This is a genomic window from Pedobacter terrae, from assembly GCF_900100705.1.
GTDB classification, from domain to species: Bacteria; Bacteroidota; Bacteroidia; order Sphingobacteriales; family Sphingobacteriaceae; genus Pedobacter; species Pedobacter terrae.
In genome coordinates, this window is sequence record NZ_FNCH01000003.1 from 31,255 (window position 1) to 54,552 (window position 23,298).

General features: G+C 37.5%; 25 protein-coding genes. 19 read left to right on the top strand and 6 right to left on the bottom strand.

Features of this window, described 5'->3' with window-relative positions; translation table 11 throughout:
• Positions 1-2: 2 nt before the first annotated feature.
• Positions 3-377, bottom strand: a complete 375-nt coding sequence (gene rsfS / locus BLR60_RS05000) for a ribosome silencing factor (protein WP_090497456.1) — start codon at positions 375-377, stop codon at positions 3-5.
• 44 nt (positions 378-421) lie between these two features.
• On the opposite strand from rsfS, the gene BLR60_RS05005 reads away from it, so the two are divergent.
• The 4 genes from BLR60_RS05005 (at position 422) to pfkA (ending at position 4,463) form a co-directional block, all read left to right on the top strand.
• Positions 422-1,198, top strand: coding sequence for a biotin--[acetyl-CoA-carboxylase] ligase (locus BLR60_RS05005; protein ID WP_090497458.1), 777 nt, complete (start codon positions 422-424; stop codon positions 1,196-1,198).
• A 7-nt stretch (positions 1,199-1,205) separates the two neighbouring features.
• A complete protein-coding gene (locus tag BLR60_RS05010; protein WP_090497460.1) occupies positions 1,206-1,655 on the top strand; it encodes a protein-disulfide reductase DsbD domain-containing protein in 450 nt (149 codons plus the stop codon).
• Between the two features lie 137 nt (positions 1,656-1,792).
• Positions 1,793-3,487, top strand: a complete 1,695-nt coding sequence (locus BLR60_RS05015; protein ID WP_090497463.1) for a protein-disulfide reductase DsbD family protein — start codon at positions 1,793-1,795, stop codon at positions 3,485-3,487.
• The gene (gene pfkA / locus BLR60_RS05020; protein WP_090497465.1) at positions 3,480-4,463 is read left to right on the top strand and encodes a 6-phosphofructokinase; all 984 of its coding nucleotides are present in this window, start codon (positions 3,480-3,482) and stop codon (positions 4,461-4,463) included. The genes BLR60_RS05015 and pfkA overlap by 8 nt, the downstream gene beginning before the upstream one ends.
• Positions 4,464-4,552: 89 nt before the next feature.
• Here pfkA and BLR60_RS05025 read toward each other — a convergent pair whose 3' ends face one another.
• Complete coding sequence (locus tag BLR60_RS05025; protein WP_090497467.1) at positions 4,553-4,876, bottom strand: heavy metal-binding domain-containing protein; 324 nt, start codon at positions 4,874-4,876, stop codon at positions 4,553-4,555.
• 178 nt (positions 4,877-5,054) lie between these two features.
• Between BLR60_RS05025 and BLR60_RS05030 the strand changes: the two genes are divergently transcribed.
• Positions 5,055-8,087: a VIT domain-containing protein gene (locus tag BLR60_RS05030; protein ID WP_167354689.1), complete on the top strand. Its 3,033-nt coding sequence runs from the start codon at positions 5,055-5,057 to the stop codon at positions 8,085-8,087.
• A gap of 60 nt (positions 8,088-8,147) precedes the next feature.
• Here BLR60_RS05030 and BLR60_RS05035 read toward each other — a convergent pair whose 3' ends face one another.
• Positions 8,148-8,669 carry a 5' nucleotidase, NT5C type gene (locus BLR60_RS05035; protein ID WP_167354690.1) on the bottom strand — a complete coding sequence of 174 codons (522 nt, stop codon included), beginning with the start codon at positions 8,667-8,669 and terminating at the stop codon, positions 8,148-8,150.
• 144 nt (positions 8,670-8,813) lie between these two features.
• Here BLR60_RS05035 and BLR60_RS05040 point away from each other — a divergent pair, with 144 nt between their 5' ends.
• The 12 genes from BLR60_RS05040 to BLR60_RS05095 all read left to right on the top strand — a co-directional run bounded on the left by BLR60_RS05040 (position 8,814) and on the right by BLR60_RS05095 (position 17,817).
• Positions 8,814-9,359 (top strand): 30S ribosomal protein S16, encoded by a 546-nt coding sequence (locus BLR60_RS05040; protein ID WP_090497473.1) that lies wholly within the window; start codon positions 8,814-8,816, stop codon positions 9,357-9,359.
• 118 nt (positions 9,360-9,477) lie between these two features.
• Positions 9,478-10,008, top strand: a complete 531-nt coding sequence (rimM, locus tag BLR60_RS05045; RefSeq protein ID WP_090497475.1) for a ribosome maturation factor RimM — start codon at positions 9,478-9,480, stop codon at positions 10,006-10,008.
• Between the two features lie 73 nt (positions 10,009-10,081).
• A complete protein-coding gene (locus BLR60_RS05050; protein ID WP_090497477.1) occupies positions 10,082-10,510 on the top strand; it encodes a hypothetical protein in 429 nt (142 codons plus the stop codon).
• 23 nt (positions 10,511-10,533) lie between these two features.
• Positions 10,534-10,737, top strand: a complete 204-nt coding sequence (locus BLR60_RS05055) for a hypothetical protein (RefSeq protein WP_143009031.1) — start codon at positions 10,534-10,536, stop codon at positions 10,735-10,737.
• 146 nt (positions 10,738-10,883) lie between these two features.
• Positions 10,884-11,558, top strand: a complete 675-nt coding sequence (gene trmD, locus BLR60_RS05060; RefSeq protein ID WP_090497481.1) for a tRNA (guanosine(37)-N1)-methyltransferase TrmD — start codon at positions 10,884-10,886, stop codon at positions 11,556-11,558.
• Between the two features lie 62 nt (positions 11,559-11,620).
• A complete protein-coding gene (locus tag BLR60_RS05065) occupies positions 11,621-12,256 on the top strand; it encodes a response regulator (RefSeq protein WP_090497483.1) in 636 nt (211 codons plus the stop codon).
• Positions 12,234-14,015 (top strand): sensor histidine kinase, encoded by a 1,782-nt coding sequence (locus tag BLR60_RS05070; protein ID WP_090497485.1) that lies wholly within the window; start codon positions 12,234-12,236, stop codon positions 14,013-14,015. Before BLR60_RS05065 ends, BLR60_RS05070 begins: the two co-directional genes overlap by 23 nt.
• A gap of 113 nt (positions 14,016-14,128) precedes the next feature.
• Positions 14,129-14,977 (top strand): WG repeat-containing protein, encoded by an 849-nt coding sequence (locus tag BLR60_RS05075; protein WP_167354691.1) that lies wholly within the window; start codon positions 14,129-14,131, stop codon positions 14,975-14,977.
• A 12-nt stretch (positions 14,978-14,989) separates the two neighbouring features.
• Complete coding sequence (locus BLR60_RS05080; protein WP_090497488.1) at positions 14,990-15,463, top strand: hypothetical protein; 474 nt, start codon at positions 14,990-14,992, stop codon at positions 15,461-15,463.
• Between the two features lie 38 nt (positions 15,464-15,501).
• Positions 15,502-15,990 carry a hypothetical protein gene (locus BLR60_RS05085; protein ID WP_090497489.1) on the top strand — a complete coding sequence of 163 codons (489 nt, stop codon included), beginning with the start codon at positions 15,502-15,504 and terminating at the stop codon, positions 15,988-15,990.
• 233 nt (positions 15,991-16,223) lie between these two features.
• Positions 16,224-16,571, top strand: coding sequence for a 50S ribosomal protein L19 (gene rplS / locus BLR60_RS05090; RefSeq protein ID WP_025141628.1), 348 nt, complete (start codon positions 16,224-16,226; stop codon positions 16,569-16,571).
• A 70-nt stretch (positions 16,572-16,641) separates the two neighbouring features.
• Entirely contained in the window at positions 16,642-17,817 is a 1,176-nt protein-coding gene (locus BLR60_RS05095; RefSeq protein WP_090497490.1) for a mechanosensitive ion channel family protein, read from the top strand.
• Between the two features lie 326 nt (positions 17,818-18,143).
• Here the strand turns inward: BLR60_RS05095 and BLR60_RS05100 are convergent, their stop codons facing one another.
• From BLR60_RS05100 to BLR60_RS05110, 3 genes are all read right to left on the bottom strand, one after another.
• Positions 18,144-18,803 carry a phosphatidylserine decarboxylase family protein gene (locus BLR60_RS05100; protein WP_090497491.1) on the bottom strand — a complete coding sequence of 220 codons (660 nt, stop codon included), beginning with the start codon at positions 18,801-18,803 and terminating at the stop codon, positions 18,144-18,146.
• 55 nt (positions 18,804-18,858) lie between these two features.
• Entirely contained in the window at positions 18,859-19,401 is a 543-nt protein-coding gene (gene hpt / locus BLR60_RS05105) for a hypoxanthine phosphoribosyltransferase (protein WP_090497492.1), read from the bottom strand.
• A 190-nt stretch (positions 19,402-19,591) separates the two neighbouring features.
• Positions 19,592-21,757: a transglycosylase domain-containing protein gene (locus BLR60_RS05110; protein WP_090497493.1), complete on the bottom strand. Its 2,166-nt coding sequence runs from the start codon at positions 21,755-21,757 to the stop codon at positions 19,592-19,594.
• A 131-nt stretch (positions 21,758-21,888) separates the two neighbouring features.
• Between BLR60_RS05110 and BLR60_RS05115 the strand changes: the two genes are divergently transcribed.
• Together BLR60_RS05115 and BLR60_RS05120 are read left to right on the top strand one after the other, a co-directional pair.
• On the top strand, positions 21,889-22,965 hold the full coding sequence (locus BLR60_RS05115) for an Mrp/NBP35 family ATP-binding protein (RefSeq protein ID WP_090497494.1): 1,077 nt from the start codon (positions 21,889-21,891) through the stop codon (positions 22,963-22,965).
• 34 nt (positions 22,966-22,999) lie between these two features.
• The gene (locus BLR60_RS05120) at positions 23,000-23,245 is read left to right on the top strand and encodes a NifU family protein (protein WP_090497495.1); all 246 of its coding nucleotides are present in this window, start codon (positions 23,000-23,002) and stop codon (positions 23,243-23,245) included.
• Positions 23,246-23,298 lie beyond the last annotated feature (53 nt).

Genomic DNA, 23,298 nt, shown 5'->3' on the forward strand with positions numbered 1-23,298 from the left:
GGTTATGCGCTTTGAAAATTTGTGCTTTCTGCATCACCCCAAAGTTCTTCTATGCCATAAAAGTGGCGCTTTTCTGTTTTAAAAATGTGCACAACCACATCGAAATAATCCAGAATTATCCAATCTGCTGATTCGAAACCCTCCTTATGTCTTGGGTCGGCCTGAGTGGCTTTATATATTTCTTTTTCTACACTATCGGCAATAGCTTTTACCTGAGTACCAGAATTGGCACTTGTTATAATAAAATAATCAGCTACTGAAGTGTGAATATTTCTAAGATCTAACCGCACGATATCTTCTCCTTTTTTTTCCTGTATGCCGTGAACGGCCAGCTCAGAAAGATATGTAGAAAGGGCTACTATTTTCTTTTTTACCATTAAAATGCTCTAATTTTGGAATTACAATATTATAAATTCAACACTTGCAAAATAACACTTTTTCGACACTATTTGTTGGTCAAAATTTAATCAAATTAAAAGAAGTTGATTCTACTAATAACTTTTTAAAGAAGTTGGTGTCAAAATCCGAGCCATTAGCAGAAGGGACTGTAATTATGGCAGACCATCAGTTTGCCGGAAGAGGGCAGCAGGAAAGCGTTTGGCAAACTCAAGAAGGGAAAAACATTAGTACAAGTATTTATCTAAAGCCTTCTTTTTTGCCACTTAGCAAGCAGTTCTACTTAAATATAGCCATTAGCCTGGCTGTTAGTGAAGCTTTATCTTGCTTTGTGCCACAGGGAATAATGGTGAAATGGCCAAACGATATATACTATCAGGAGAAAAAACTGGGCGGGATATTAATCGAAAATACACTGACAGGTAGTGCGTTTAAATCATCAGTAATCGGCATTGGCTTAAATGTGAATCAATCAGAATTTTCGGAAAGCATTAGTGGACGTGCCACTTCCGTCATTCAAATTTTACAAAGAGAGGTGCCTTTAATGGATATTATGGAGAAAATATTCATATTTATGGAAAAATACTACCTAATTTTGAGGGCAGGGAAATACAGTATTTTACAAAACAATTACCTTGTAAAACTATATAATTATCAGGTTTCTGCGTTATATAAACATAACGGCGAGATTTTTGAAGGAACGATTAAAGGAGTTGAAGATAACGGCAGGTTGAACGTTGATACAAGAAATGGCCTAAAAGTTTTTAACTTTAAAGAAATTGAATTTACACACACAAAATAAAACACAAATGAAAAAAATCACCCTGGTGCTTTCGATGGTACTTTTTACCATTGCTGGCGCATTTGCTCAAATCGAAAAACCGGTAACCTGGGCCTACTCTGCAAAGAAAATAAGTAAAACTGAAGCAGTAATTTATTTAAAGGCTACAATTGATGATAGATGGCATATTTATTCTCAGAATGTAAAAGATGGAGGACCTGTAAAAACCACTTTTACTTTTTCCCCTTCCAAAGATTTTAGTCTTGTAGGCAAAACCATTGAGCCTAAAGCCATTGTTAAATATGAAAGCACATTTAAAATGAATGTGAGTTACTTTGAAAAATCAGTAATTTTTCAACAGAAAATTAAGCTGAACAAAGCAACAACCGTTGTTAAGGGTGTGGTAGAATTTATGGTTTGTAATGATAAACAATGTCTTCCTCCAGAAGAAGTTGAGTTTAGTGTTCCGGTTAAATAATTGACTTCAAAATATTTACAACAGTCCCGAATTTTTGGGACTGTTTCTTTTTAAAGTAAAATCTACAGGCTGTGTGGTTTAAACAAAAATCGTTTCTAAAATTATTCTTAATTTCACGGTTTCAAATACACACACAAATGAAAAAGGTTTTATTATTGTTGTTAATGGCTACTATGGTTATTGCATGGCCCGCCGTTAAGAGTTACGCCTTAGTAATTCAAGATACCACAGCAACTGCCCCCTCGGATGATATTGTTTTTACTGAGGTAGGTTCTGCACAGGACAGTGCCGCGAATAATGTTGTAAAAGACACCGTAAAAAAAGATACAGTCAAATCATCTGTTGCCCCGGCATCAAAAAGTGTTGATGCCGAGAAATTAACATTATGGCAAACTTTTCTTAAAGGTCTATTATTCGGCTTTGCCGCTATTTTAATGCCTTGTATATTTCCTATGCTTCCACTTACCGTTAGTTTTTTTACTAAAAAAGCCGGAAGTAAGAGTAAAGCCGTTGGCCAGGCATTAATTTACGGCGTATCCATTATCATTATTTATGTCGCATTAGGAATGTTGGTTACCATAGCATTTGGCTCAGATGCTTTAAATGCGTTATCAACAAATGGAATATTTAATGCATTCTTCTTTTTGATGCTTGTCGTTTTTGGTGCATCTTTTCTTGGTGCGTTCGAAATTACTTTGCCAAGTGCCTTTGTAAACAAGATTGACGCAAAATCTGATAAAGGTGGTTTAATGGGCATCTTTTTTATGGCATTCAGTTTAGCTCTGGTATCCTTTTCATGTACGGGGCCACTTATTGGAACATTGCTTGTAGATGCAGCATCAAAAGGAGATAGACTAGGCCCTGCAATAGGAATGTTCGGGTTTTCTTTCGCTTTGGCAATTCCGTTTGCATTATTTGCTCTTTTCCCATCACTATTAAAATCCCTTCCAAAATCAGGAGGGTGGTTAAACAGTGTAAAGGTTGTTCTGGGGTTTATAGAACTCGCCTTTGCGTTTAAGTTTCTGTCAAATGTAGATTTAGCATACCACTTGAATTTATTGGATAGAGAGGTTTTCTTAGCCATTTGGATTGCTATTTTTGCCTTAATGGGCATCTATCTTTTAGGGAAGATCAAATTTTCGCACGATAGTGATTTACCATATTTGTCAGTACCAAGAACATTTTTGGCTATTATCGTATTTGCCTGGGTAATTTATTTGATTCCGGGCATGTGGGGGGCACCATTAAAATCGATCAGCGCATTTTTACCTCCAACTGCCACACAGGATTTCGATTTAAATAATCTAACAGCTTCGCCTGCCAACACAGGAAATAAAACATCTATCGGCGAAAAAAAATATGCCGAGCTGTTTCACAGATTAACGCCCAAAGGATTTGATCCTTATTACGATTTTGAACAGGCCAAACAAGCATCAAAAGAATTAGGAAAGCCGGTTTTAATTGATTTTACCGGATGGAATTGCGTAAATTGCCGTAAAATGGAAAACAATGTATGGTCTAATCCCGAGGTTGCAAAAAGATTAAAGAATGATTTTGTAATGGCCGAACTGGTAGTAGATGACAAGACAGAATTGCCTGTGGAAGAGCATTATGTTTCTACTTTTAGTAAGAAGAAAATAAATACGATTGGAAAGAAGTGGAGTGACTTTCAGGCTGCAACTTTTAACAGTAATTCTCAACCCCAATATGTGATTGTAGATGGTGATGGAAATGTTTTAGTTCCACCTCAGGGAGCAGATTATGAACCTGAGAACTACATTAAATTTTTAGACAAGGGAAAGGCAGCTTTCCAAAAACAAACAAATGAATAAGATTAAGAATATTGGTGTTTTAACCTCTGGTGGAGATTCGCCAGGCATGAACGCTGCAATTAGAGCTGTTGTTAGAGGCTCTATTTATTATGACATTGAGGTAACCGGATTCCTCCGTGGGTATGAAGGGTTAATCAACAATGATTTTATCCCTATGGACCGCAAATCTGTTGCGAATATTATTCAGCGTGGCGGAACTATTTTAAAAACGGCCCGTAGTGAAGCGTTTAAAACAGTTGAGGGTAGGAAAACTGCTTACGAAAATCTAAAAGCCAACGGAATTGATGCCTTAGTGGTAATTGGTGGCGATGGAACATTTACCGGAGCCAATGTTTTTTCTAAAGAATTCAATTTTCCGATAGTTGGCCTGCCGGGTACCATTGATAACGATTTAGCGGGTACCGATTTTACTATTGGCTATGACTCTGCTATCAATACGGTTGTTGATGCAGTAGATAGAATCAGGGATACGGCTGAATCGCACGACCGGCTTTTTATTGTAGAGGTAATGGGCCGCGACTCCGGATTAATTGCTTTAAGAAGTGGAATTGGCGTTGGTGCTGAAGCCATCATGATTCCTGAAGCAAATATGAACGCTGACGATATTTTGCACAAGCTGGAGCATAGCCGTAAAGATAAAGCATCGAAAATTATTATTGTTGCTGAAGGTGATGATACCGGAGGCGCATTTAAGGTTGGCGAAATTTTGCAGGAAAAATACCCCCATTATGATACTAAAGTTTCCGTTCTGGGGCATATTCAACGTGGGGGCAAGCCAACCTGTATGGACCGTGTGCTGGCTAGCCGCTTGGGTGTAGTTGCGGTAGAAGGTTTAATTCAAGGAGAAAGTGGTGTAATGGTGGGTCAGATTAACCGGGAGATCGTTTTTACTCCTTTTGACCATGCCATCAAGCATATTAATGCAGAGAAGGTAAGTTCTAAATGGCTCAAGCTAATAGACATCCTTTCATTTTAAACAAAAATAATAAAGTATAAAAAGAAAAGTCTTTCCCGCACCGGAAAGACTTTCTTGTTTTTTGCTTAGTTTTCGCAATAAGCAAATTCTTAGTCTGCTAAAATTACCGCAGTACCATTGGCGCTTACCATCAGCATACTTCCGCCGCTGCCCACGGTTTCGTAATCTAAGTCAACACCAACAATAGCATTTGCGCCAAGTGCGGCCGCATACTGTTGCATTTCGTTAACTGCAGTATCTTTACCCTCTCTTAAAACACGTTCGTAAGAACTCGATCTGCCTCCTACTATATCTGTTATTCCGGCAAATAAATCTTTAAAAATATTTGCGCCAATAATGGTTTCTCCGGTTACTAAACCAATATATTTTATAATTTTTCTGCCCTCAACTGTAGGCGTTGTGGTTACCAACATAGTTTTAGTTTTTTATAATTAGAGCAATTTTTCTAAAAAATGTTACATTTTTCAGAAAGCCTTATTAAGCAATTTTAAAATGGTTTTTGCTGCTAAAAACGAAGGGCAAGAAAGGTTTTAAAAAAATAAATTTATGAAATAGCCAATGCTTTTGCATCACTATAAAAAATTATTTGCTATGAGCACATCTAAAACTTTACTCCTCCTACCCTTGTTGTTGATCGCTTTTTTTGTTGACGCACAAATGCCGGTTTTAAAAGTACAACAAGCCGAAACCGCAGAACAGAAAAATGCCGTTAAACTTAAAAAACTGAATATCGATGTACAGATAACAGGGAACATTGCTTCAACGGTAATGACAATGACCTTTTATAATAGCAGTAACCGCATTTTAGAGGGAGAACTTACCTTCCCGATGCCGGATGGAGTAAGCATTAGCCGTTATGCTTTAGATATTAATGGAAAAATGCGCGAAGCAGTACCTGTAGAAAAAGCAAAAGCAACCGAAGTTTTTGAAAGTATTGAGCGCAGAAGGGTTGATCCTGGGCTGCTTGAGAAAGTTGAGGGGAATAATTTTCGTACCAGGATATATCCTTTGCCTGCACATGGCAGCAGGACCATCATTGTTGGGTACGAAGAAGAATTAAATTTTAATAATGCCAATGTTTTGAGATATCATCTCCCTTTAGATTATAATCAGGCCATTGAAAATTTTAGTTTAAAAACTACCGTTTTCGAAAGCGTTATCAAGCCAGAGCTTGACGAACAGCCTGATGGCAGTTTTGATTTAAAGGCCAATGGGAATACCTATGTTGGCGAGATTAATAAAATCAATTACCAACCCCAAAGAGGCCTTACTATTAATTTACCAAAGCGAAATAACCTGCCTGAGGTACAAATGCAAAAAGCATCATCTGGTTACTACTTTTTGGTGAATGTTTTTCCTAAAATGGACCACCGGGAGCGTATTTGGGGCAATAATATCGGTTTGATCTGGGATGTATCGTTAAGCGGTCTTCAACGTAATACGGATAAAGAGATGGCATTGCTGGATTTAATCATCAGGCAAAAACAAAATTTAACCATACAATTGGGTTTAGTAAACAACGGCTTTAAAAATGCAGGCACTTTTGTTATCGCTAATGGCAATTGGTCAATTTTAAAAGATAAACTGAAAAACCTGGTTTACGACGGTGGTACAAATTTCAGCGCGATTAATCCAAAGTTTATTGAGGCAGACGAATATCTTTTGTTTACTGATGGCTTATCTACCTTTGGAAGAAATACCGTTGCTTTAAATAAACCTGTTCATTGTATTAATACAGCATTAAAAGCAGATTATAGTACCTTGAAATACATTACCTTAAAAACAGGCGGACAATTTGTAAACCTTAATTCCATAACTGTTAATGAGGCATTTAAACAATTGAGCCAGCAGAACCTTCAGTTCTTAGGAATTAAGAATGGAAACAGTATCAGGCAAACCTATCCTTCAATGAAGGTAAATGCAAATGGCCATTTTTCATTGGCAGGCATTATGAGCGATTTTAATACCGAATTTATACTGCAATTCGGCTTTGGAAATACCGTGGTTGCAGAGCAGGTTGTTCGCTTAAATGCTACAGAGCATACTTTAAGTAGTATTGATGTAAGCCGGGTTTGGGCGCAAAAGAAAATTGCTGAAATGGATATCCGGTACGAAGAAAACAAAGATGATATCAGCATTTTAAGTAAACAGTTTGGTATTGTTACCCGAAATACCAGTTTGATCGTATTAGAGAATCTGGATGATTACCTACGCTATGATATAGTTCCCCCAGTTGAATTGCAGCAGGCTTATCATGCTGTATTAAAGCAGCGCAGAACTGATCTTTTAGAACATAAACAAGACCTGATCAATGCTGCGGTAGTCATGACTAAAGATTTGAAAACCTGGTGGAATACCGATTTTTACTATAAAGAACCTGGAAAGAAAAAGGAAAGTTACCCTAATCCGGCACAAAGGGATGTAAAAGGAGATCCAACGGCCGATATGATGATGAGCGAACCCATTCCGGTAACCCCCCCGGTCGTAACAGCTGCTCCACCTGAGAGGGCTGCCAACAGAGATAAAGAGACCAATCAATTAAATGAAGTAGTAGTTGTAGGCTATGGATCTCAACAGAAAAGTGCTGTCGTCGGGTCTGTCGCAACAATTCGGGGAAATGCTTCAAATGCGCTTCAAGGTAGGGTTGCAGGAGTGCAGGTAGGAAAAGTTGAGGGCAAGAGGATGTCGCCAACATCTCCGCCACAACAGCCCACCATCGTTATCCCGGAATTTAAAAGTGATAAAGACTATATGAAAAATTTGGTTGGTAAACCGGATAGCGCTTATCAGGCTTATTTAAAAATGCGTTCGAGATATATTTCAACACCGATGTTTTATTTTGATGTGGCGAATTGGTTTTATCAGCAAAAAGATAGTGTGAGGGCCTTAACCATTTTAAGTAATATTGCTGATTTAGATCTGGAGAATACTGATTTATATAAAACCCTGGCCTATAAACTAAAACAGACAGGCAATTATAAAGATGAGCTTTTTATCACTCAAAAAGTTTTGCAATGGCGTCCAATGGATGCCCAGAGTTACCGCGATTATGCTCTGGCGCTGGCAGATAATGGTCAATATCAGCCAGCTTTGGATAATTTATATAAGGTTCTTACTCAAAGTTACAATGCTCAGATTGCAGATAGAGACCAGGGTATTGAGGAAATTGTGATTTCTGAGATGAATAACCTCCTGGCAAAACATGGCAATAAACTTAGTACAAAAGGAATCGATAAACGGTTGATCCAGCCTCTGCCGGTAGATGTGCGTGTGGTACTCAACTGGAATAAAAATGATACCGATATCGACCTTTGGCTGACCGATCCTACTGGCGAAAAAGGATATTATGGAAACTCCAGAACGAAAATTGGCGGAAGGATCAGTAACGATTTTACGTCAGGCTATGGCCCGGAGCAGTTTATGCTTAAAAAAGCCGTAAAAGGAAAGTATAAGATAGAGGTAAATTATTATGGCGATCGGCAGATCAATATTAGCGGACCAACAACAGTAACAGCGGAAATTTATACCCGCTATGCCACCGGTAAACAGGAGCGAAAAATCATCGTAATGCCACTTGCAGCAGGCAGTGGTGGTGGAAATTTTGTAGGGGAATTTAACTTTTAGGATTATATGGATTAATTGCATTCATAGGCATCGACTTAAGCCGATGCCTATGAAATAATATTATAACAACAAACCCGCTACCTCTTCCCAGTTATTTACGCGTTCATACGCTGTAACCAGCAAATTATGCGGAGAGGTAAATAATAAAGGCCTGCCGCTAAAATTTATAAAGTTTTTAGTGCGGTCGTCAATGATGATGTCAACATTCACAATTTTATTTCCGCAGAACATAATGTGCTGCCAGTCGATGAAAGGGAAATGTTCAGCCAGCCAATCATACTTATCCACTAGTGAATTACGGAACTCCATTGCTGCTGAAACAATGTAAACATCATATTTCTGTTGTAGGGCCTTAATTACGCGTTGACTATCAGCAATAACATCGAGATCACGAAAAAAACCAGGCTCATTGATATATTCGAACCATTTCTGATTTATATCTTGTGGAACATGGTGATAGATTTCATTCCCCGCGTCAATTTTTAAGTCTAAAGGGACATTAAAATCCCGGTTATAAAGTTTAATAAATTTTCCAACGGCATCGGCAATCACCTCGTCCATATCAATCGCTATTCTTTCCATTTGTATCTGCAGTTATTTTTGGCGTAAATATCCTGAAAACAAAGAAATTAAACTATGTTTTTAATTTCCAGGATTTTAGTTATCTTTGCAGCCCCGCAGCATGAAGCTCCGGGAACTATGTTGAATACATAAATACAAAAGAAAATGGCAACTAAAATCAGATTGCAAAGATTCGGTAAAAAAGGAAAACCTTTTTTCCACGTTGTGGTAGCAGATTCTCGCTCTCCACGTGATGGTAAATTTATTGAGCGTTTAGGTTCTTACAACCCAAATACCAATCCTGCTACCATCGAAATTAACTTCGAAAAAACTTTAGCTTGGGTTAACAGTGGTGCACAACCAACTGATACTGCTCGCGCTATCCTTTCTTACAAAGGTGTTTTATACAAAAAACACTTAGAAGGTGGTGTTAAAAAAGGAGCTTTAACTCAAGAACAGGCAGATGAAAAATTTGCAGCTTGGTTAGATGCTAAAGCGGGTAAAATTTCTGGTAAAACAGAAGGTTTAGCTACTTCTAAAGCAGATGCACGTAAAGCAGCATTAGCAGCAGAAGCTAAGAAAAAAGAAGATAAAGCAGCAGCTATCGCAGCCAAAAATGCACCAGTTGCAGAAGAGGTTGTGGAAGAAGAAGCTCCAGCTGTTGAGGCTGAAGCAACTGAAGAAGCTCCTAAAGAAGAAGGCGCAGAATAGTTTTAATTATTTTGTCTCATGAAATAGCGTTCCGATCTCCGGAACGCTATTTTTATTAATACCCCTTGCCCCTAAAGGGGGGTGTTAATAAGTCCCCTTTAGGGGATTTAGGGTAGATATGAAACACGAAGAAGCATTTTACATCGGTTACGTAACCAAAACGAGAGGTTTAAAAGGAGAAGTTCAGGTATTTTTTGAATTTGACGAATACGAACAGCTCGAGTTTGACGTGATATTTGCTGATATGAATGGCAAGCTCGTTCCATATTTTGTAGCCTCGGCAAAACTACAGGCCAATAAAACCGGCTACTTCAATTTTGATGATGCTGATCATATCGATAAAGTGCAGCCCTTATTAAAAAAGAAATTGTACCTACCCCTTTCGCAAATGCCCGAACGCGAAGAAGGAGAATTTTTCTATACCGATTTTAAAGGTTACTTAGCGATAGATGAAACTTTAGGCGAATTGGGCGAAATTCTGGAAGTAAACGAATATCCACAGCAATTTGTGGCTACGGTGATGTATAAAGAAACGGAAGTCCTGTTTCCGCTAAACGAAGATTTTATTGTCGAATACGATGAGGATGAAAAGGTCCTCACCCTTAATTTACCTGAAGGTTTGCTGGATGTGTATCTGGAAAATAAATAGTCTGACATACTAAAATTAATTATCATGATATAGATCTAAATTTTTATATTGGCTGTATCTAATTAATTCTTTTATGTTCAAAAAATGCGCTAAAGCCATTGCGGTACTTTTAATCACAGCTTCATTTCAATCCTGCACCACACAAAAACTATCTTTTAAAGCTAACAAACCCTTAGTTGGGATTTGGCAAAATATTAAAGAACCAGCATCTTTTATCACTTATACTGAAGATGGCCATTTTTACAATAGTTATAAGGAGGGCGAAAACCAGGTGATTACGCATAGTGGTAATTACAAAATTATAGGGAATGATGCCTATTTGCTTGATATCACGTATGAATTGCCTAACAGAAAGTATGCACTAAAAGATCGTCAGTATATCAATCATTATGTTTTTGGAAAGGATCTGAAAAGCGTAAAGCTTACCGGGGTGGTATCTGGTAAATCTGGTTCTGATACCCTTAAATGGGAAGAAAATATGGTGAAAGTGAAATCGTTTTAGCGCTACATTCAAACTTTTTTCTCGTGGCTCTTCTTCTTAAGCTCGAATTATATTCTTGCCAGAAGCAAGCAACGTTATCTGATTTTATTGGTGTAAGGGAGTTGGTAACTCCGCCCCGCCAGGCTGATGCTTCTCCTATGTCTTTTCTGTTAACCCTTAAAGAATTTGCTGCTAAACAAGTTGGTGAAAAGAAACTTATGAATGGCAGAAAGAATGGCGTAGACTAGATAAATTTAAAAAAGCTAAATATTTGTCTCCGTTGTTATTGTTTGTATAACCCAATATTCGTCAGTGAGTCTCCAACAGAAATAGGTTGGTATTGCTGCTAGTATGTTCTGTTTATATTTGGCGGTCAAAAGGCTATCTTTGTATTATGCGTTTCGATATTATTACAGTTTTGCCAGCTTTATTAGAGAGCCCTTTTGCCCATTCAATTTTACAGCGTGCACAAAAAAAAGGCATTGCCGAAATTGTTGTGCATAACCTGAGGGATTATGCTACCAACAAACAAAAAAGTGTAGACGATTATCAGTACGGCGGTGGTAGTGGTATGGTAATGAGTATTGAGCCTTTTGCAGCTTGTATTGAAAAACTTCAGACAGAGAGGGAATATGATGAGATTATATTCATGAGTCCGGATGGTGTTACTTTAAACCAGAGTACGGCAAATGAGTTGTCTATTAAAAAGAACATCATTATTCTTTGTGGCCACTACAAGGGCATAGATCAGCGTATACGCGATATCTTTGTAACCAGGGAGATTTCTGTTGGCGATTATGTTTTAAGCGGAGGAGAGCTTCCTGCTGCCATTGTGGTAGATGCTGTGGTGCGTTTAATCCCCGGGGTTTTAAATGACGAGACTTCTGCCCTATCTGATAGTTTTCAGGGAGAATTGCTTGATGCTCCAGTTTATACCCGGCCTGCAGATTGGCGTGGACATAAAGTACCTGATGTTTTATTAAGCGGCCATGAGGCAAAAGTGAATGAGTGGAGACACGAACAGGCCTTAGAACGGACTAAAACGCGCCGCCCTGATCTTTTGGAATAAAATTTCCTTGTAAATAATAAAGGTAAATTCTATTTAGGAGAAACGCTTCTAGTCTCAACAATATGTCCAAACAGATAGTAATTTGTGATGATCATTTACTTTTTTTAAATGGCATTTCCGAATTGCTTAAAAATACGGGGAACAACTACTGCATTTTTAAATTTAGCGATGTACATTCCTGCAGAAGCCATTTAATGCAAAACGTTGCTGATATTTTCATCTGTGATTTAAATATTAACCACTTTGATGGATTTGTATTGATTGAAGAACTCAAATCGCAGCTAAAAGACACTAAAATAATTGTCCTTACTGCTTATTATGAAGATTTTCTAATTCAAAAGGCAAGAAAACTGGGTGTAAACGCTTTTCTGAAAAAAGAAACACCGGCAGATGAACTTATCAGTGTTATTGAAGCAAATAAAAAAACGGCATTTTATACCAATAAGAGTGATAAAAAGGGAGAAAGTGTATACAGCGCCATTGATGGTTCAATCATTAATAAATTCCGGATATCCAGACAGGAAAAAGAGATCATCAAATTAATCATCAAAGGATTAACCAGTAAAGAAATTGCTGAAGTACTATTTATCAGCATAACAACCGTAACAACCCATCGCAAGAACATCCACCGGAAGTTGGAAATCAATAACAGCAGTTCGCTCATTAAATTTGCTCATGAGAATAACCTACTTGATTAGCTTTCTGCTATTGCCGCTATTCTCTTGTGCACAAAACATAAACAAATCAATATCAGTAGTATCCGGCTATGCTGTAGACCAAAACTCATCGTGGACGATCGCGATGCTCCAACAACAAAAACTTCAGCCTTTTAAGCAGGACAGTAAAGTTAACATCGGCTACAACAAAAATGCGGCGATATGGTGCCAATTTATAGTGAAAAATGCAAGTGTTTCACAAAGCAATAAAACGTGGCTATGTTTTAACAATAATCATATTGATAGCCTTAGCCTTTATGATGGTAGCGGAATTAAAACCATAGGTGACAGAACGGTTGGCCGGAGTCCATTTATCGAGACTCTTGCATTTGAAATTAACCTTCGGCCAGGCGAAGAACGATTGCTTTGGGTGCGGGTTAAAAAGGAAACCTCCTTTCTAGATTTTTCTTATAGTTTAGAAGATCAGGCTTATTTAGAAAGCAAATCATCCGAAAAAATAGCATTGACTTCCTTTTTTATCGGTATGGTGTTTTTGCTACTCATGATCAATGGAATATTGTTTTTGATGACCAAAAAAAGGTTATACGTCTATTACATTGCTTATTCTGTACTTACTGTGTTTTATACGGCGATTACAACCAATTTCGCCAAGCATGTTTTATTTCCGGAGTTTAGGTTTTTTAGCGAGGGTCGGGTTTACACAGGGGCACTTTGGTACATTGCCCTGAGTATTTTTCTTGGACATTTTTTAAAACTAAAAGAAAATCAGCCCGTTAAACATAAACTGGTCATCGTTCTTGGTGGCATAAACTTTTTATTGATTTTAATGTCGATTTCGTTATTGGTGTTTTATAATGACTTTGAATTTCGCTACTTTTTTGTGTTTGGCTACATCATATTCCTGGCTTCTATCGTCATACTTTTCTGGTCGGCGTTAACCCATCTGAAAATTGAAAAAACTCAAGCGATTTATGCACTTTTTGCCTTTGCTCCACAGCTTGTATGGGGTGCTTGTTTAATTTTAAAAACGTTTGAAATTATTCCTAAATCACTAGGCGATAATTGGATGTTGTTCATTGGTCTTTATGAAGTGTTTTTGTTCGGATACGTTTTATCGAGAAATTATATTGATATTTTTTTGAAGAACAACGAGCTGGTTCAAGAGGTTCTTTTCGAAAAAGAAAGCTCATTGAGGGCCATTAGTGAAGTTCAGCTACGGGAGCGGAGAAACATCGCTAACATTATTCACGACAATGTAGGAAGTAAGATTGCCCATATTGTTCATCTTTTTGACATGAAGAACGCTGAACTTGCCAAGCAAACAATAAACGAACTGGCTGAGGATATCAGAGAGATATCCCACACAATACTACCGAAAGCACTTGATGAAGGTGCTTTGATCTCTAGTTTAAAAAGTCAGATCTCAAGGCTGAACGCAGGTTTAACAGGTGCAAAAATTGAGCTTTTCTGTTACGACTTTCCTGATAAAATTGATGAAAAATGGATTTATGATTTATACCTTATTGCGCTTGAAGTTATAAACAATGCCATTAAACATGGTAACGCAGCGTTAATCACCATCGAGCTTTATAAATATCCAAAAAACTATCACTTTCAATTTACGGATGATGGGCTCGGTTTCGATCTGCAGAAAACAAACAAGGGTTTTGGACTCGAAAACATTGAAAAAAGAATAGACTACTACAAAGGTAATTTCGAAATCAGTAGTGTTAAAAACGAAGGCACTATTATTCAAATCAATATCCCATCCAACCGTTAACTGCTTTCACGAGTTCTGTATCTGTAAATATACCCTTTAATGGGTATTTCTACCCAACTATCTTTCGCATACTTTAGTTTAATAAAATCAAGGTATCCTTTAAATTAATGAACATGAAACAATTACTTACAGCGGTGCTAAGTGTACTGGCTATTGCTGGTTATGCGCAGGATTTAAGTCCAAAAAAGAATGAAAGTGGAAAATACGGGTTTGTAGACAAAACCGGGAAAGAGGTAATTCCTTTTAAATATGAGAAAGCTGGTTACAGTTTCCACGAAGGACTAATTGCTGTTAAACTAGACGGAAAATATGGCTTTATAGATGAGACAGGGAAAGTGGTTATTCCCTTCAGGTATGATGATGCCATTTATTTTAAGGATGGTTTTGCGCAGGTTGAACTAAATGGAAAATCGGGTTATATCGATAAAAAGGGTAAGGAAATCACCGCCTTAAAATACGATGTTGCCTTTGATTTTTATGAAGGTATTGCCAAAGTGAGACTAAACGATAAATATGGCTTTATTGATGTTATAGGCAGGGAAATAACCCCTTTAAAGTATGAAGATGGGAATAATTTTAAAAATGGTTATGCCAGTGTTAAACTAAACAACAAATGGGGTTTTATTGATAAAACGGGTAAAGAGTTTACCAAGTTTAAATATGATTATGCAAAAGATTTTAATGATGGGGTTGCTCCTGTTGAAAAGAATAAACTCTATGGTGCCATTGATAAAAACGGAAATGAAATCATCCCCTTTAAGTACAGGTTTATCGCCGATTTTGAGGGTGGTTTAGCTAAAGTTGGGCTCAATGGACGGGAGGGATTTATAAACACAAGAGGTGAAGAGGTTATACCGATTAAATATGATGCGGTTGGCAGCTTTGAGAATGGAGTGGCCCGATTCAGACTAAACGGCAGATGGGGAGCTATGGATAAAACAGGAAAAGAAATTACAAGATAAATAAAAATAGACATGAAAAAATTAACCGTATTACTTTTTTTACTCTATGGGACTTTTGCCTTTGGTCAGACCACTTTCGAGAACAAAAAATTAGCCTTGATTAACGATATTTTTTATAATACCACAAGGCAAAACATTAACGCTTTTATGAAGGATAAAGGCTTTGAAAAAGGAGATGTTGAAGAAGGAGAAGGTGATATTAAAGAAATATTGGCCTTTGACTCCAAATTTGATATGATGCAGGTGTCTTATGCGAAAAATGATAAAATTTCGACTATAGTATGCATTTTTTCGGGTGCAATTAATGTGACAGTTATCGATATTGAACTAAAAAACAAAGGATATACAGCAAAAGTTGTTAAACAATCTATTGAGGGGCAGCCAGTTAATAAAAATATATGGAGCAAATCAGGAACAAAGTACAATTTTATTACCTATGCTGATGAAAAGGAAAAAATTGGCGTTTTGGGCTATGGCGTGTACTAGTGCTGGTTTTTAAGTCCGGACCAGTTTATTTGAATTAAATGAAACTTAAAGGAGCAGAAAAACAATTCTGGTGGCATTTTGGACATATTACCGAAGCTAAAAATATCCCTACTAAGCTGTCTGGTTTTACCAGCATCGATTCGGGGGTTGATGATGAATATATAGCGATGCTGTTGGCAAAAGTTTCGGTTATTGGGAGTATTTATTTGAAAGAAACGGAAGTGACCGATGAGGGGGTGAAATTGATCAGCAATGTTAAGCAGCTTAAGTATTTAACGCTGATGAAGCATGAAAATATTACTAAAGCCTGCTTGCCTTATCTGAATAAACTAACCGATCTGGAATATCTTGATATCTGGAGGACTAAAATTCGCTTAGAAGATATAGTGGTTTTAAAAGATTTAAAAAATCTTAAAGAACTCCACATCTCCTCTCATGATGAGGGAGTAGAAGAAAGCAGGGACGCTATTTTGGAAAAGATCATTAAAGCGGAAGAAGTGTTGCCAAATTGTATTATTCACACTTAATCTCATCAATGTGGAGGAAATAATTTACCTCAGGATATTGAATGCTGAATTCGGCATAAACTGGCGAATAGTGTTCTCCTGACCTTTTGGAATAGAAGCAATTAACACAATCGAATGTGGAATTCATAAAGAATGTGGAAAAAATTAAAATAGGTTTTTTTTTCTCGAAAATAATCCCTAATATTGCAATCCGATTTTCACGGGATGAAATATCGATTTAATAGCTTAAAATCATGGATTTAGTAAAATTTGTTGAAGAGCAGGCCATCGCGAAAAAAGATTTTCCTGCGTTCAAGTCTGGCGATACAGTGAGCGTACACTATAAAATTCGCGAAGGTAATAAGGAACGTATCCAAATTTACCAAGGTGTTGTAATACAACGTAACAGTGCTGGTGCTAACGAAACTTTCACAGTTCGTAAAATGAGCAACAGTATTGGGGTTGAGCGTATTTTCCCTATCAATTCTCCAAACATTGAGAAAGTAGAAGTAAATAGCTATGGTAAAGTTCGTAGAGCGAAATTGTTCTATTTACGTGCTTTAACTGGTAAAGCTGCCCGTATCAAATCTTTGAGAAAATAATATTCTTTATTATAAGATATAGCCTTCACGATTAACTTCGTGGAGGTTTTTTTGTTTATACCTTTGTTAAATGTTAGATTCTGCTTTTTTCGACCAGGTTTTTTGGGGCAATACCATAAAGGCTTATTGTCTTTTTGGTGGAATACTTTTTTTTGGCTTAGTTTTCAAGAATATTGTTTCCAAGCTATTAAGCAAATTGCTTTTTAAGCTTTTCAGAAACTTTTCAAATCAATCACATGATGATGCTTTTGTGGCCTTACTGGTGAAACCCATAGAAGTTTTTATTCTGTTAACCACACTTTATCTATCCATTAACCAATTAAAACATCCATTAGAGGTAACTGTATTCCATTACAGCAAATTAATTGGAAAGGTTAAAGAATCTATACCGGTTTCTATTGGCGATTGTATAGACCGGATATTTTTGTTTGGCATCATTCTTTCGGTTTTCTGGATTATTTTAAGAATAATCGATTTCATTAGCCATGTTTTGTTGTTTAAAGCATCGCTGACGGGAAATAAGGCTGACGATCAATTGGTACCTTTTTTAAAAGAACTGCTTAAAACAACGGTAATTTTTATCGGTTTTTTCACCCTATTGGGTTTTGTTTTCGAAGTTAATGTGTTAACACTAATTACCGGATTGGGTATTGGTGGTATTGCTATTGCTTTGGCCGCAAAAGAGAGCTTAGAGAATTTAATAGGCTCATTTACCATTTTTTTGGATAAGCCCTTTACTGTTGGCGATCTGGTAAAGGTTGATGGTGTGGAGGGTACTGTAGAAAAGGTCGGTTTCAGGAGTACCAGGATCAGGACTTCCGAAAAAACAATGGCTACCTTACCTAACAGGGGTATGATTGACGGGGTTTTAGAAAATCTTTCTTTGCGAAATTCGCGTAAAGTATCATTTGTAATCGGGCTTACCTACGAAACCAGTTCAGATTCTTTAAGAAAAATTATTTTTGAGATACAGGATTATATCAACCATCATCAGGGCACTAGTGACGATGGTAATGCCTCCTTTAAAAGCTTTGGCGATTCAGGCCTCAACGTTGAGATCAACTATTTTGTAACGGTACTTAATTATGCTGAGTTCCTAAAAATCAGACAGGAAATCAACCTCGAAATTATGGATATTGTTGTCCGTAACAAATCAGATTTTGCTTATCCTACCCAGCGTTTAATTAGCGACAAGCCGGCTACTTCGGGCGGTAAAGAAGAAGTGGGAAATGATGCTACAGATTAGTTCTGGTCCTATAGTTTGTATTTCCACAAACCGCTGCGTAAATTAAAGAAATTACCATGCAGAAGTTAATTTGCTTTTTTGGAAAGCAAAGCCTGTGAGAATGATTAAAGTTTGTTCCTGCTATCCACTACAAGTCCTCTCCCGATGAAAAATCGGGATCTGGGCTTTCCGTTGCTATCAGGTTTAGGTGGATTCTTTAGTGTTTCAAAATCCCTATCAGTTCCATTGGTGTGTGTCCTCACAGAAAATCGTATTAGTCAAAAGGTAGCAACAAAAAAAAGCCGTTCTGATTTTACATCGGAACGGCTTTTTTTGCTTTTATATTTTTAGCTTAATGTGGCTAAGGTAGTAATCCCTCCTTTTACAACCTGGTTCAGTTCTACATTAACTTTGGTACCTACCGGAAGAAAAACATCAACCCTTGATCCGAATTTGATGAAACCGAACTGTTCAGTTTGTATTACCTGATCGCCTTCTTTTACATACCATACAATTCTGCGTGCTAAAGCACCTGCAATTTGACGGAACAATACAGGCGTACCATTTTTATGTTCAACAACGGTTGTAGTACGCTCGTTTTCAGTAGATGACTTTGGATTCCACGCAGCCAGATATTTTCCCGGGTGATATTTAAAGAATTTGACCACTCCGGAAATTGGGTTACGGTTGATGTGAACATTTACAGGCGACATAAAAATAGAAACCTGTAAACGTTTATCTTTAAAATATTCGCCTTCTTCCGTTTCTTCAATTACCACTACTTTACCATCTGCGGGGCAGATAACCAGCTCCTCGCCTGACGAAAAGCTACGGCTCGGATTACGGAAAAATTGCAGTACAATAATAAACAGTACCGCGGAAAAGATATAGATAAACCAGCGCAACCAAGTAATGTCATGGTATTTATAATCAACTACGGCGTTGATTACGAAGATAAATAACAGGCTTATGGCAATGGTGGTGTAGCCTTCTTTATGTATGGTCATTGTTTTAGAAATTATTGGGCAAAGGTGCGAAAAATAAATTAATCCAATCTAAAAATTATGCGCCTGTTGCTCTGTAAATATCAGTCAGGTTTCTGCCAAGGCCATTATAATCCAGGCCATAACCCACCACAAACTCATTGGGTATTTCAAAACCTACGTATTCCAGCGCTTTAATTTCATGTTTTAAAGCATCCGGTTTAAGTAATAGTGAAGCAACTTTAACTGAAGCCGGATTTTTTTCATTTATCGTTTTTAGAATATGCGTTAAAGTTAAACCTGTATCAACAATATCTTCCACGATGACGATATCTCTACCTTCAATGTTATCCGGCAATCCGATCAGTTCTTTCACATTCCCCGAACTTGATGCTCCTTCGTAAGAAGCTACACGCATAAAAGCAACTTCGCAAGGTACATTAATCTCTTTGATCAAATCTGCCATAAAAAGGAAGCTCCCATTTAGCACACCGATAAATAACGGGCATTTATCCTCATAATCTACATTCATCTGGATACCCAGCAAACGAATCCTTTTGTTTAAAGTATCATTTTCTAAAAATATCTCGAACTCTTTATCCTCTACCTTTATTTTGTGCATTTTGATGTTAAATAGTTTAAATGTTGGTAAGTGATTTAGGTTAATTGTTTAAATCGGTTAACTGTGGAGTGGACTAAAAACTTAAAACTGCCAATTGCAAACTGTTTCTGGTTAATTGTATAAATGGGTTAACAGGTTAATTGTTAGTCTGCTGAAAGCTTTAAACTGTAAACCGTCAACTGATAATCGGCTATTGTTGCAAGGTCTTTTCCAGTTCCTTTTGGCGTCTCCGTTCTTCTCTCCGTTCCTGCCTCAATTGCTTTTTGCTTTTAGTGGTATCGGCTGGCGTGGTCATCTGTTTATTGGTCGTTGTATCTTTTTTAGGATTGCCACCGAAAAGGCGGTCGAAGAAACTTTTATTTTTGTCGTTTACGATTACAACCGGTAATCCATCTCCATCATCGTCAAAAGCAGTAGTATCAACCACAGCAGTGTCTGGTGCTAAGTAACGACGCAGTCCTTCTCTTAAGCGAACATTATAAAAACCATAACCAGAAGTGTCGCCAGGGGTTAAACCTTTTCTGGCCATAATATTACCCATAAACCTGAAATAATTAAACATGTAAGGTTTCAGGCTACCATCGGCCATAAATTTATACATCGAGGCTTTAGGTTTAGGCACAATACTGGCCAGAAACAGCCCTTCGCCAATGGTTAAATCTGCTGGTTGTTTTCCAAAATAGTATCTTGACGCTTCTCCTATTCCGTAAATGTTTTGTCCCAGTTCCATAATGTTGAAGTAAACCTCCAGCATCCGCTGTTTGCTGATCAGGTGGTTATGTTCGATCAGCCAAACAATCAAAATTTCTTCGGCTTTACGGGCCAAAGTTTTCTGACGGCTTAAATACACATTTTTAACCAGCTGCATGCTGATGGTACTCCCGCCACGCTTAAATTTCTTTTCTTTAAAGTTTACAGCGATGGATTTGCGGATTGATTCTTCAACGAAACCATTGTGCGTAAAAAAAGAAGGATCTTCTGCCGTTAAAACAGCATTGATAAAATTCTTTGAAATGGCTGATAATGGTGTAAAATTCGGGTTGGATGGGCCAATGGTAATGTCACGCATCGGTTTGCCATACTCGTATGGGGTATATACAAAAGTATTGTTGATTTTTTGGAGATTGGTTTTGCCCCACTGCACAATTTTGAAATTAACAGGTGTTAGTGTGGAGTTGAAACGTACGCTATCCGGCACTTTGGTGTCCAGGTAAAAGTTTAGGTTATATTTAACCTTGCCCTGTACTTTTAACCCCTCCAGCGATTCGAACAAACCTTGAGGGAATGCTTCTAAAACCCCTTGAGCATCCTGCTCTTCAGCATTTAGTTTTAGCTCATATATTTTGTTTTTTCCTAAAGTATATTTAACGAACGGATGGATCTGTGCATTTTTTAAATAGGCTGTAGAGGTACTATCTAAGGCAATGTAATTAGGTCCAACCAAGATATCGGCATCCAGTTTTGCACTTTGTACAATAATATCATTTGATGCGATTCGGGGCTGATTGATCAACATATTTTTAACGGACCAGGAGCCGGATATCTTATAATCATCGCCACTGTATTTGGCATTTTTTAATTCGGTCTGTAAGGTGTCGAAGCTAAGCTTTGCATGTAATTTACTATTGAGGTAAGGCAGCTCCAGCTTTTTTCCATCAGCATAGGCTAAGAAGTTCAACTTTTTACTCCCTGGATTAACATAACCATTAATATGCCAGGTAGCTTCATTATTGTTTACATCAATGGTTGATTTTAAATCTCCTCCATCAATTATAGCATTGGTTGCAAAGCTCAATTTGGCCGTATCATGATCGTTTAGCTTAAAAACCATGTTTTTTACATCCATATCATCAGGAATTTTATATAAAACCTGATTTAAAATGTTACTGGCTATTTCTGATAAGTTCGCTTTTTGATCGGTCTGCGTGCTGTCTTTTTTCTTCCGTTTTAAGATGAAATCGATATTGGTGGTCGAATCTTTCAGCACAATGCTAACATAACCTTCTTTCAGCTTTACTTCTGAAAGCTTTACGTTACCAAAGATTAAAGGAAAAAGTTTAACACTAACACTCAGCTCGTTGATGTTTGAAAGGGTATCGCGTTCTTTAGGAACAACAGAAATATGGGTCATTTTAACGGTGCTGAGCCCGGTAAAGTCGGCTGATCCGATTTTAACCTCCAAGTCATAATCCTTATCGGCTTTGGCAATTGCTTTGGCCACCATCTTTTTAAGAAGCGCTTCCCTTTTACTGTAGGCTATGGCCCCCAGAGCAATACAAACGACAAAAAAAACACCTAAAAACCAGGCTCCGATTTTTAAATATTTTTTGGGGATCTTAATTTTTGGTATTTGCATATAGTCGTTAAAATGATTAATTGCTTAAACGTAACAATTAAATGTTTATTTCGTGTTAAAATTACAGTTAAAAAGCCTAAATAAAAGTATTTGTGGCTATGTTTTGTTAATTTTGAATTTAAATTAATACCATGCAGATTAGCCCGCAACAAGTTTTAGATGCGCTTAAAAATGTCGAAGATCCCGATCTTAAAAAAGATCTGGTTACTTTAAACATGATTAAAGATTTACAGATAGCAGATAACCAGATCAATTTTACATTAGAGCTTACTACGCCGGCATGTCCGATGAAGGAAATGCTGAAAAATGCCTGTACAAATGCCATCAAACATTTTGTATCGCCAACGGCGGAAGTAGTGATCAATGTAACGTCGAGGGTTACGCAGCCCAGTAATTCATCATCGTTAGATAACATCAAAAACATTATTTTGGTTTCATCTGGCAAAGGAGGAGTTGGTAAGTCTACTGTGGCGAGCAATCTTGCAGTTGTATTGGCTAAAGATGGTGCCAAAGTTGGCCTTATTGATGCCGATATTTATGGCCCATCGGTACCAACCATGTTCGATCTGGTTGATGCAAAGCCAGGTGCCGAAGAAACAGCTGATGGAAAGACCAAGATTTTACCTATCGAAAAATATGGCATTAAGTTGCTATCGCTTGGTTTTTTTGCAGATCCGGGACAACCAGTGCCCTGGCGTGGACCCATGGCATCAAATGGGGTTAAACAATTGTTTAACGATACCAATTGGGGAGAACTGGATTATCTGATCGTAGATCTTCCACCGGGAACGGGCGATATCCATATTACTATTACGCAAAGTTTCCCAATCTCCGGAGCGGTTGTAGTTACTACACCCCAGCAGGTTGCGCTGGCTGATACGCACAAAGGTTTGGCGATGTTCAGAATGCCGGGAATTAATATCCCTATTTTAGGTGTGATAGAAAACATGTCTTATTTTACCCCAGCTGAATTGCCGGAGAACAAATATTATATCTTTGGAAAAGGTGGCGGTACCGAGCTTGCTGCGCGTTTTGATGTGCCTTTTTTAGGTGAAATTCCAATCATCCAGAGTATTTCTGAAGCTGGGGATAAGGGAAAACCTGTAGCGCTAAATCAAAACCCGTTATTGGATGTTGTATTTGGAGATATTGCCAGTAAAATTGCGCAACAAATATCCATCAACAATGCACAAATGGTGAATTGCTAAAAAATTACTATTTTTATAAATTAAAATATATATAATGAATTTAACAGAAGAAGTAGAACAGGCATTGGAAACTATCAGGCCGTATTTAAAGGCTGATGGAGGGGATGTTTCTGTTGAAGAAATTACAGCAGAAGGAACAGTAAAGCTTAAGCTTTTAGGCAACTGCGGTTCTTGCCCAATGAGTTTTATGACTATGAAATCTGGTATCGAACAAGCCATTATGAAAGCTGTTCCGCAGATTACTTCAGTAGTTGCCGTTAACATGGCCGAACAAGAATAAGCTTTAACAATATTTAACAAGGAAGTTTTATTAATAAAATTACTTTTGTCTTA

Bases quoted from the DNA above. Each gene is read 5' to 3' on its own strand.
- rsfS (WP_090497456.1), bottom strand. From the start codon at position 377: ATGGTAAAAAAGAAAATAGTAGCCCTTTCTACATATCTTTCTGAGCTG.
- BLR60_RS05010 (WP_090497460.1), top strand. From the start codon at position 1,206: ATGAAAAAAATCACCCTGGTGCTTTCGATGGTACTTTTTACCATTGCT.
- BLR60_RS05015 (WP_090497463.1), top strand. From the start codon at position 1,793: ATGAAAAAGGTTTTATTATTGTTGTTAATGGCTACTATGGTTATTGCA.
- pfkA (WP_090497465.1), top strand. From the start codon at position 3,480: ATGAATAAGATTAAGAATATTGGTGTTTTAACCTCTGGTGGAGATTCG.
- BLR60_RS05025 (WP_090497467.1), bottom strand. From the start codon at position 4,876: ATGTTGGTAACCACAACGCCTACAGTTGAGGGCAGAAAAATTATAAAA.
- BLR60_RS05030 (WP_167354689.1), top strand. From the start codon at position 5,055: ATGAGCACATCTAAAACTTTACTCCTCCTACCCTTGTTGTTGATCGCT.
- BLR60_RS05035 (WP_167354690.1), bottom strand. From the start codon at position 8,669: ATGGAAAGAATAGCGATTGATATGGACGAGGTGATTGCCGATGCCGTT.
- BLR60_RS05040 (WP_090497473.1), top strand. From the start codon at position 8,814: ATGGCAACTAAAATCAGATTGCAAAGATTCGGTAAAAAAGGAAAACCT.
- rimM (WP_090497475.1), top strand. From the start codon at position 9,478: ATGAAACACGAAGAAGCATTTTACATCGGTTACGTAACCAAAACGAGA.
- BLR60_RS05050 (WP_090497477.1), top strand. From the start codon at position 10,082: ATGTTCAAAAAATGCGCTAAAGCCATTGCGGTACTTTTAATCACAGCT.
- trmD (WP_090497481.1), top strand. From the start codon at position 10,884: ATGCGTTTCGATATTATTACAGTTTTGCCAGCTTTATTAGAGAGCCCT.
- BLR60_RS05065 (WP_090497483.1), top strand. From the start codon at position 11,621: ATGTCCAAACAGATAGTAATTTGTGATGATCATTTACTTTTTTTAAAT.
- BLR60_RS05070 (WP_090497485.1), top strand. From the start codon at position 12,234: ATGAGAATAACCTACTTGATTAGCTTTCTGCTATTGCCGCTATTCTCT.
- BLR60_RS05075 (WP_167354691.1), top strand. From the start codon at position 14,129: ATGAAACAATTACTTACAGCGGTGCTAAGTGTACTGGCTATTGCTGGT.
- BLR60_RS05080 (WP_090497488.1), top strand. From the start codon at position 14,990: ATGAAAAAATTAACCGTATTACTTTTTTTACTCTATGGGACTTTTGCC.
- BLR60_RS05085 (WP_090497489.1), top strand. From the start codon at position 15,502: ATGAAACTTAAAGGAGCAGAAAAACAATTCTGGTGGCATTTTGGACAT.
- rplS (WP_025141628.1), top strand. From the start codon at position 16,224: ATGGATTTAGTAAAATTTGTTGAAGAGCAGGCCATCGCGAAAAAAGAT.
- BLR60_RS05095 (WP_090497490.1), top strand. From the start codon at position 16,642: ATGTTAGATTCTGCTTTTTTCGACCAGGTTTTTTGGGGCAATACCATA.
- BLR60_RS05100 (WP_090497491.1), bottom strand. From the start codon at position 18,803: ATGACCATACATAAAGAAGGCTACACCACCATTGCCATAAGCCTGTTA.
- hpt (WP_090497492.1), bottom strand. From the start codon at position 19,401: ATGCACAAAATAAAGGTAGAGGATAAAGAGTTCGAGATATTTTTAGAA.
- BLR60_RS05110 (WP_090497493.1), bottom strand. From the start codon at position 21,757: ATGCAAATACCAAAAATTAAGATCCCCAAAAAATATTTAAAAATCGGA.
- BLR60_RS05115 (WP_090497494.1), top strand. From the start codon at position 21,889: ATGCAGATTAGCCCGCAACAAGTTTTAGATGCGCTTAAAAATGTCGAA.
- BLR60_RS05120 (WP_090497495.1), top strand. From the start codon at position 23,000: ATGAATTTAACAGAAGAAGTAGAACAGGCATTGGAAACTATCAGGCCG.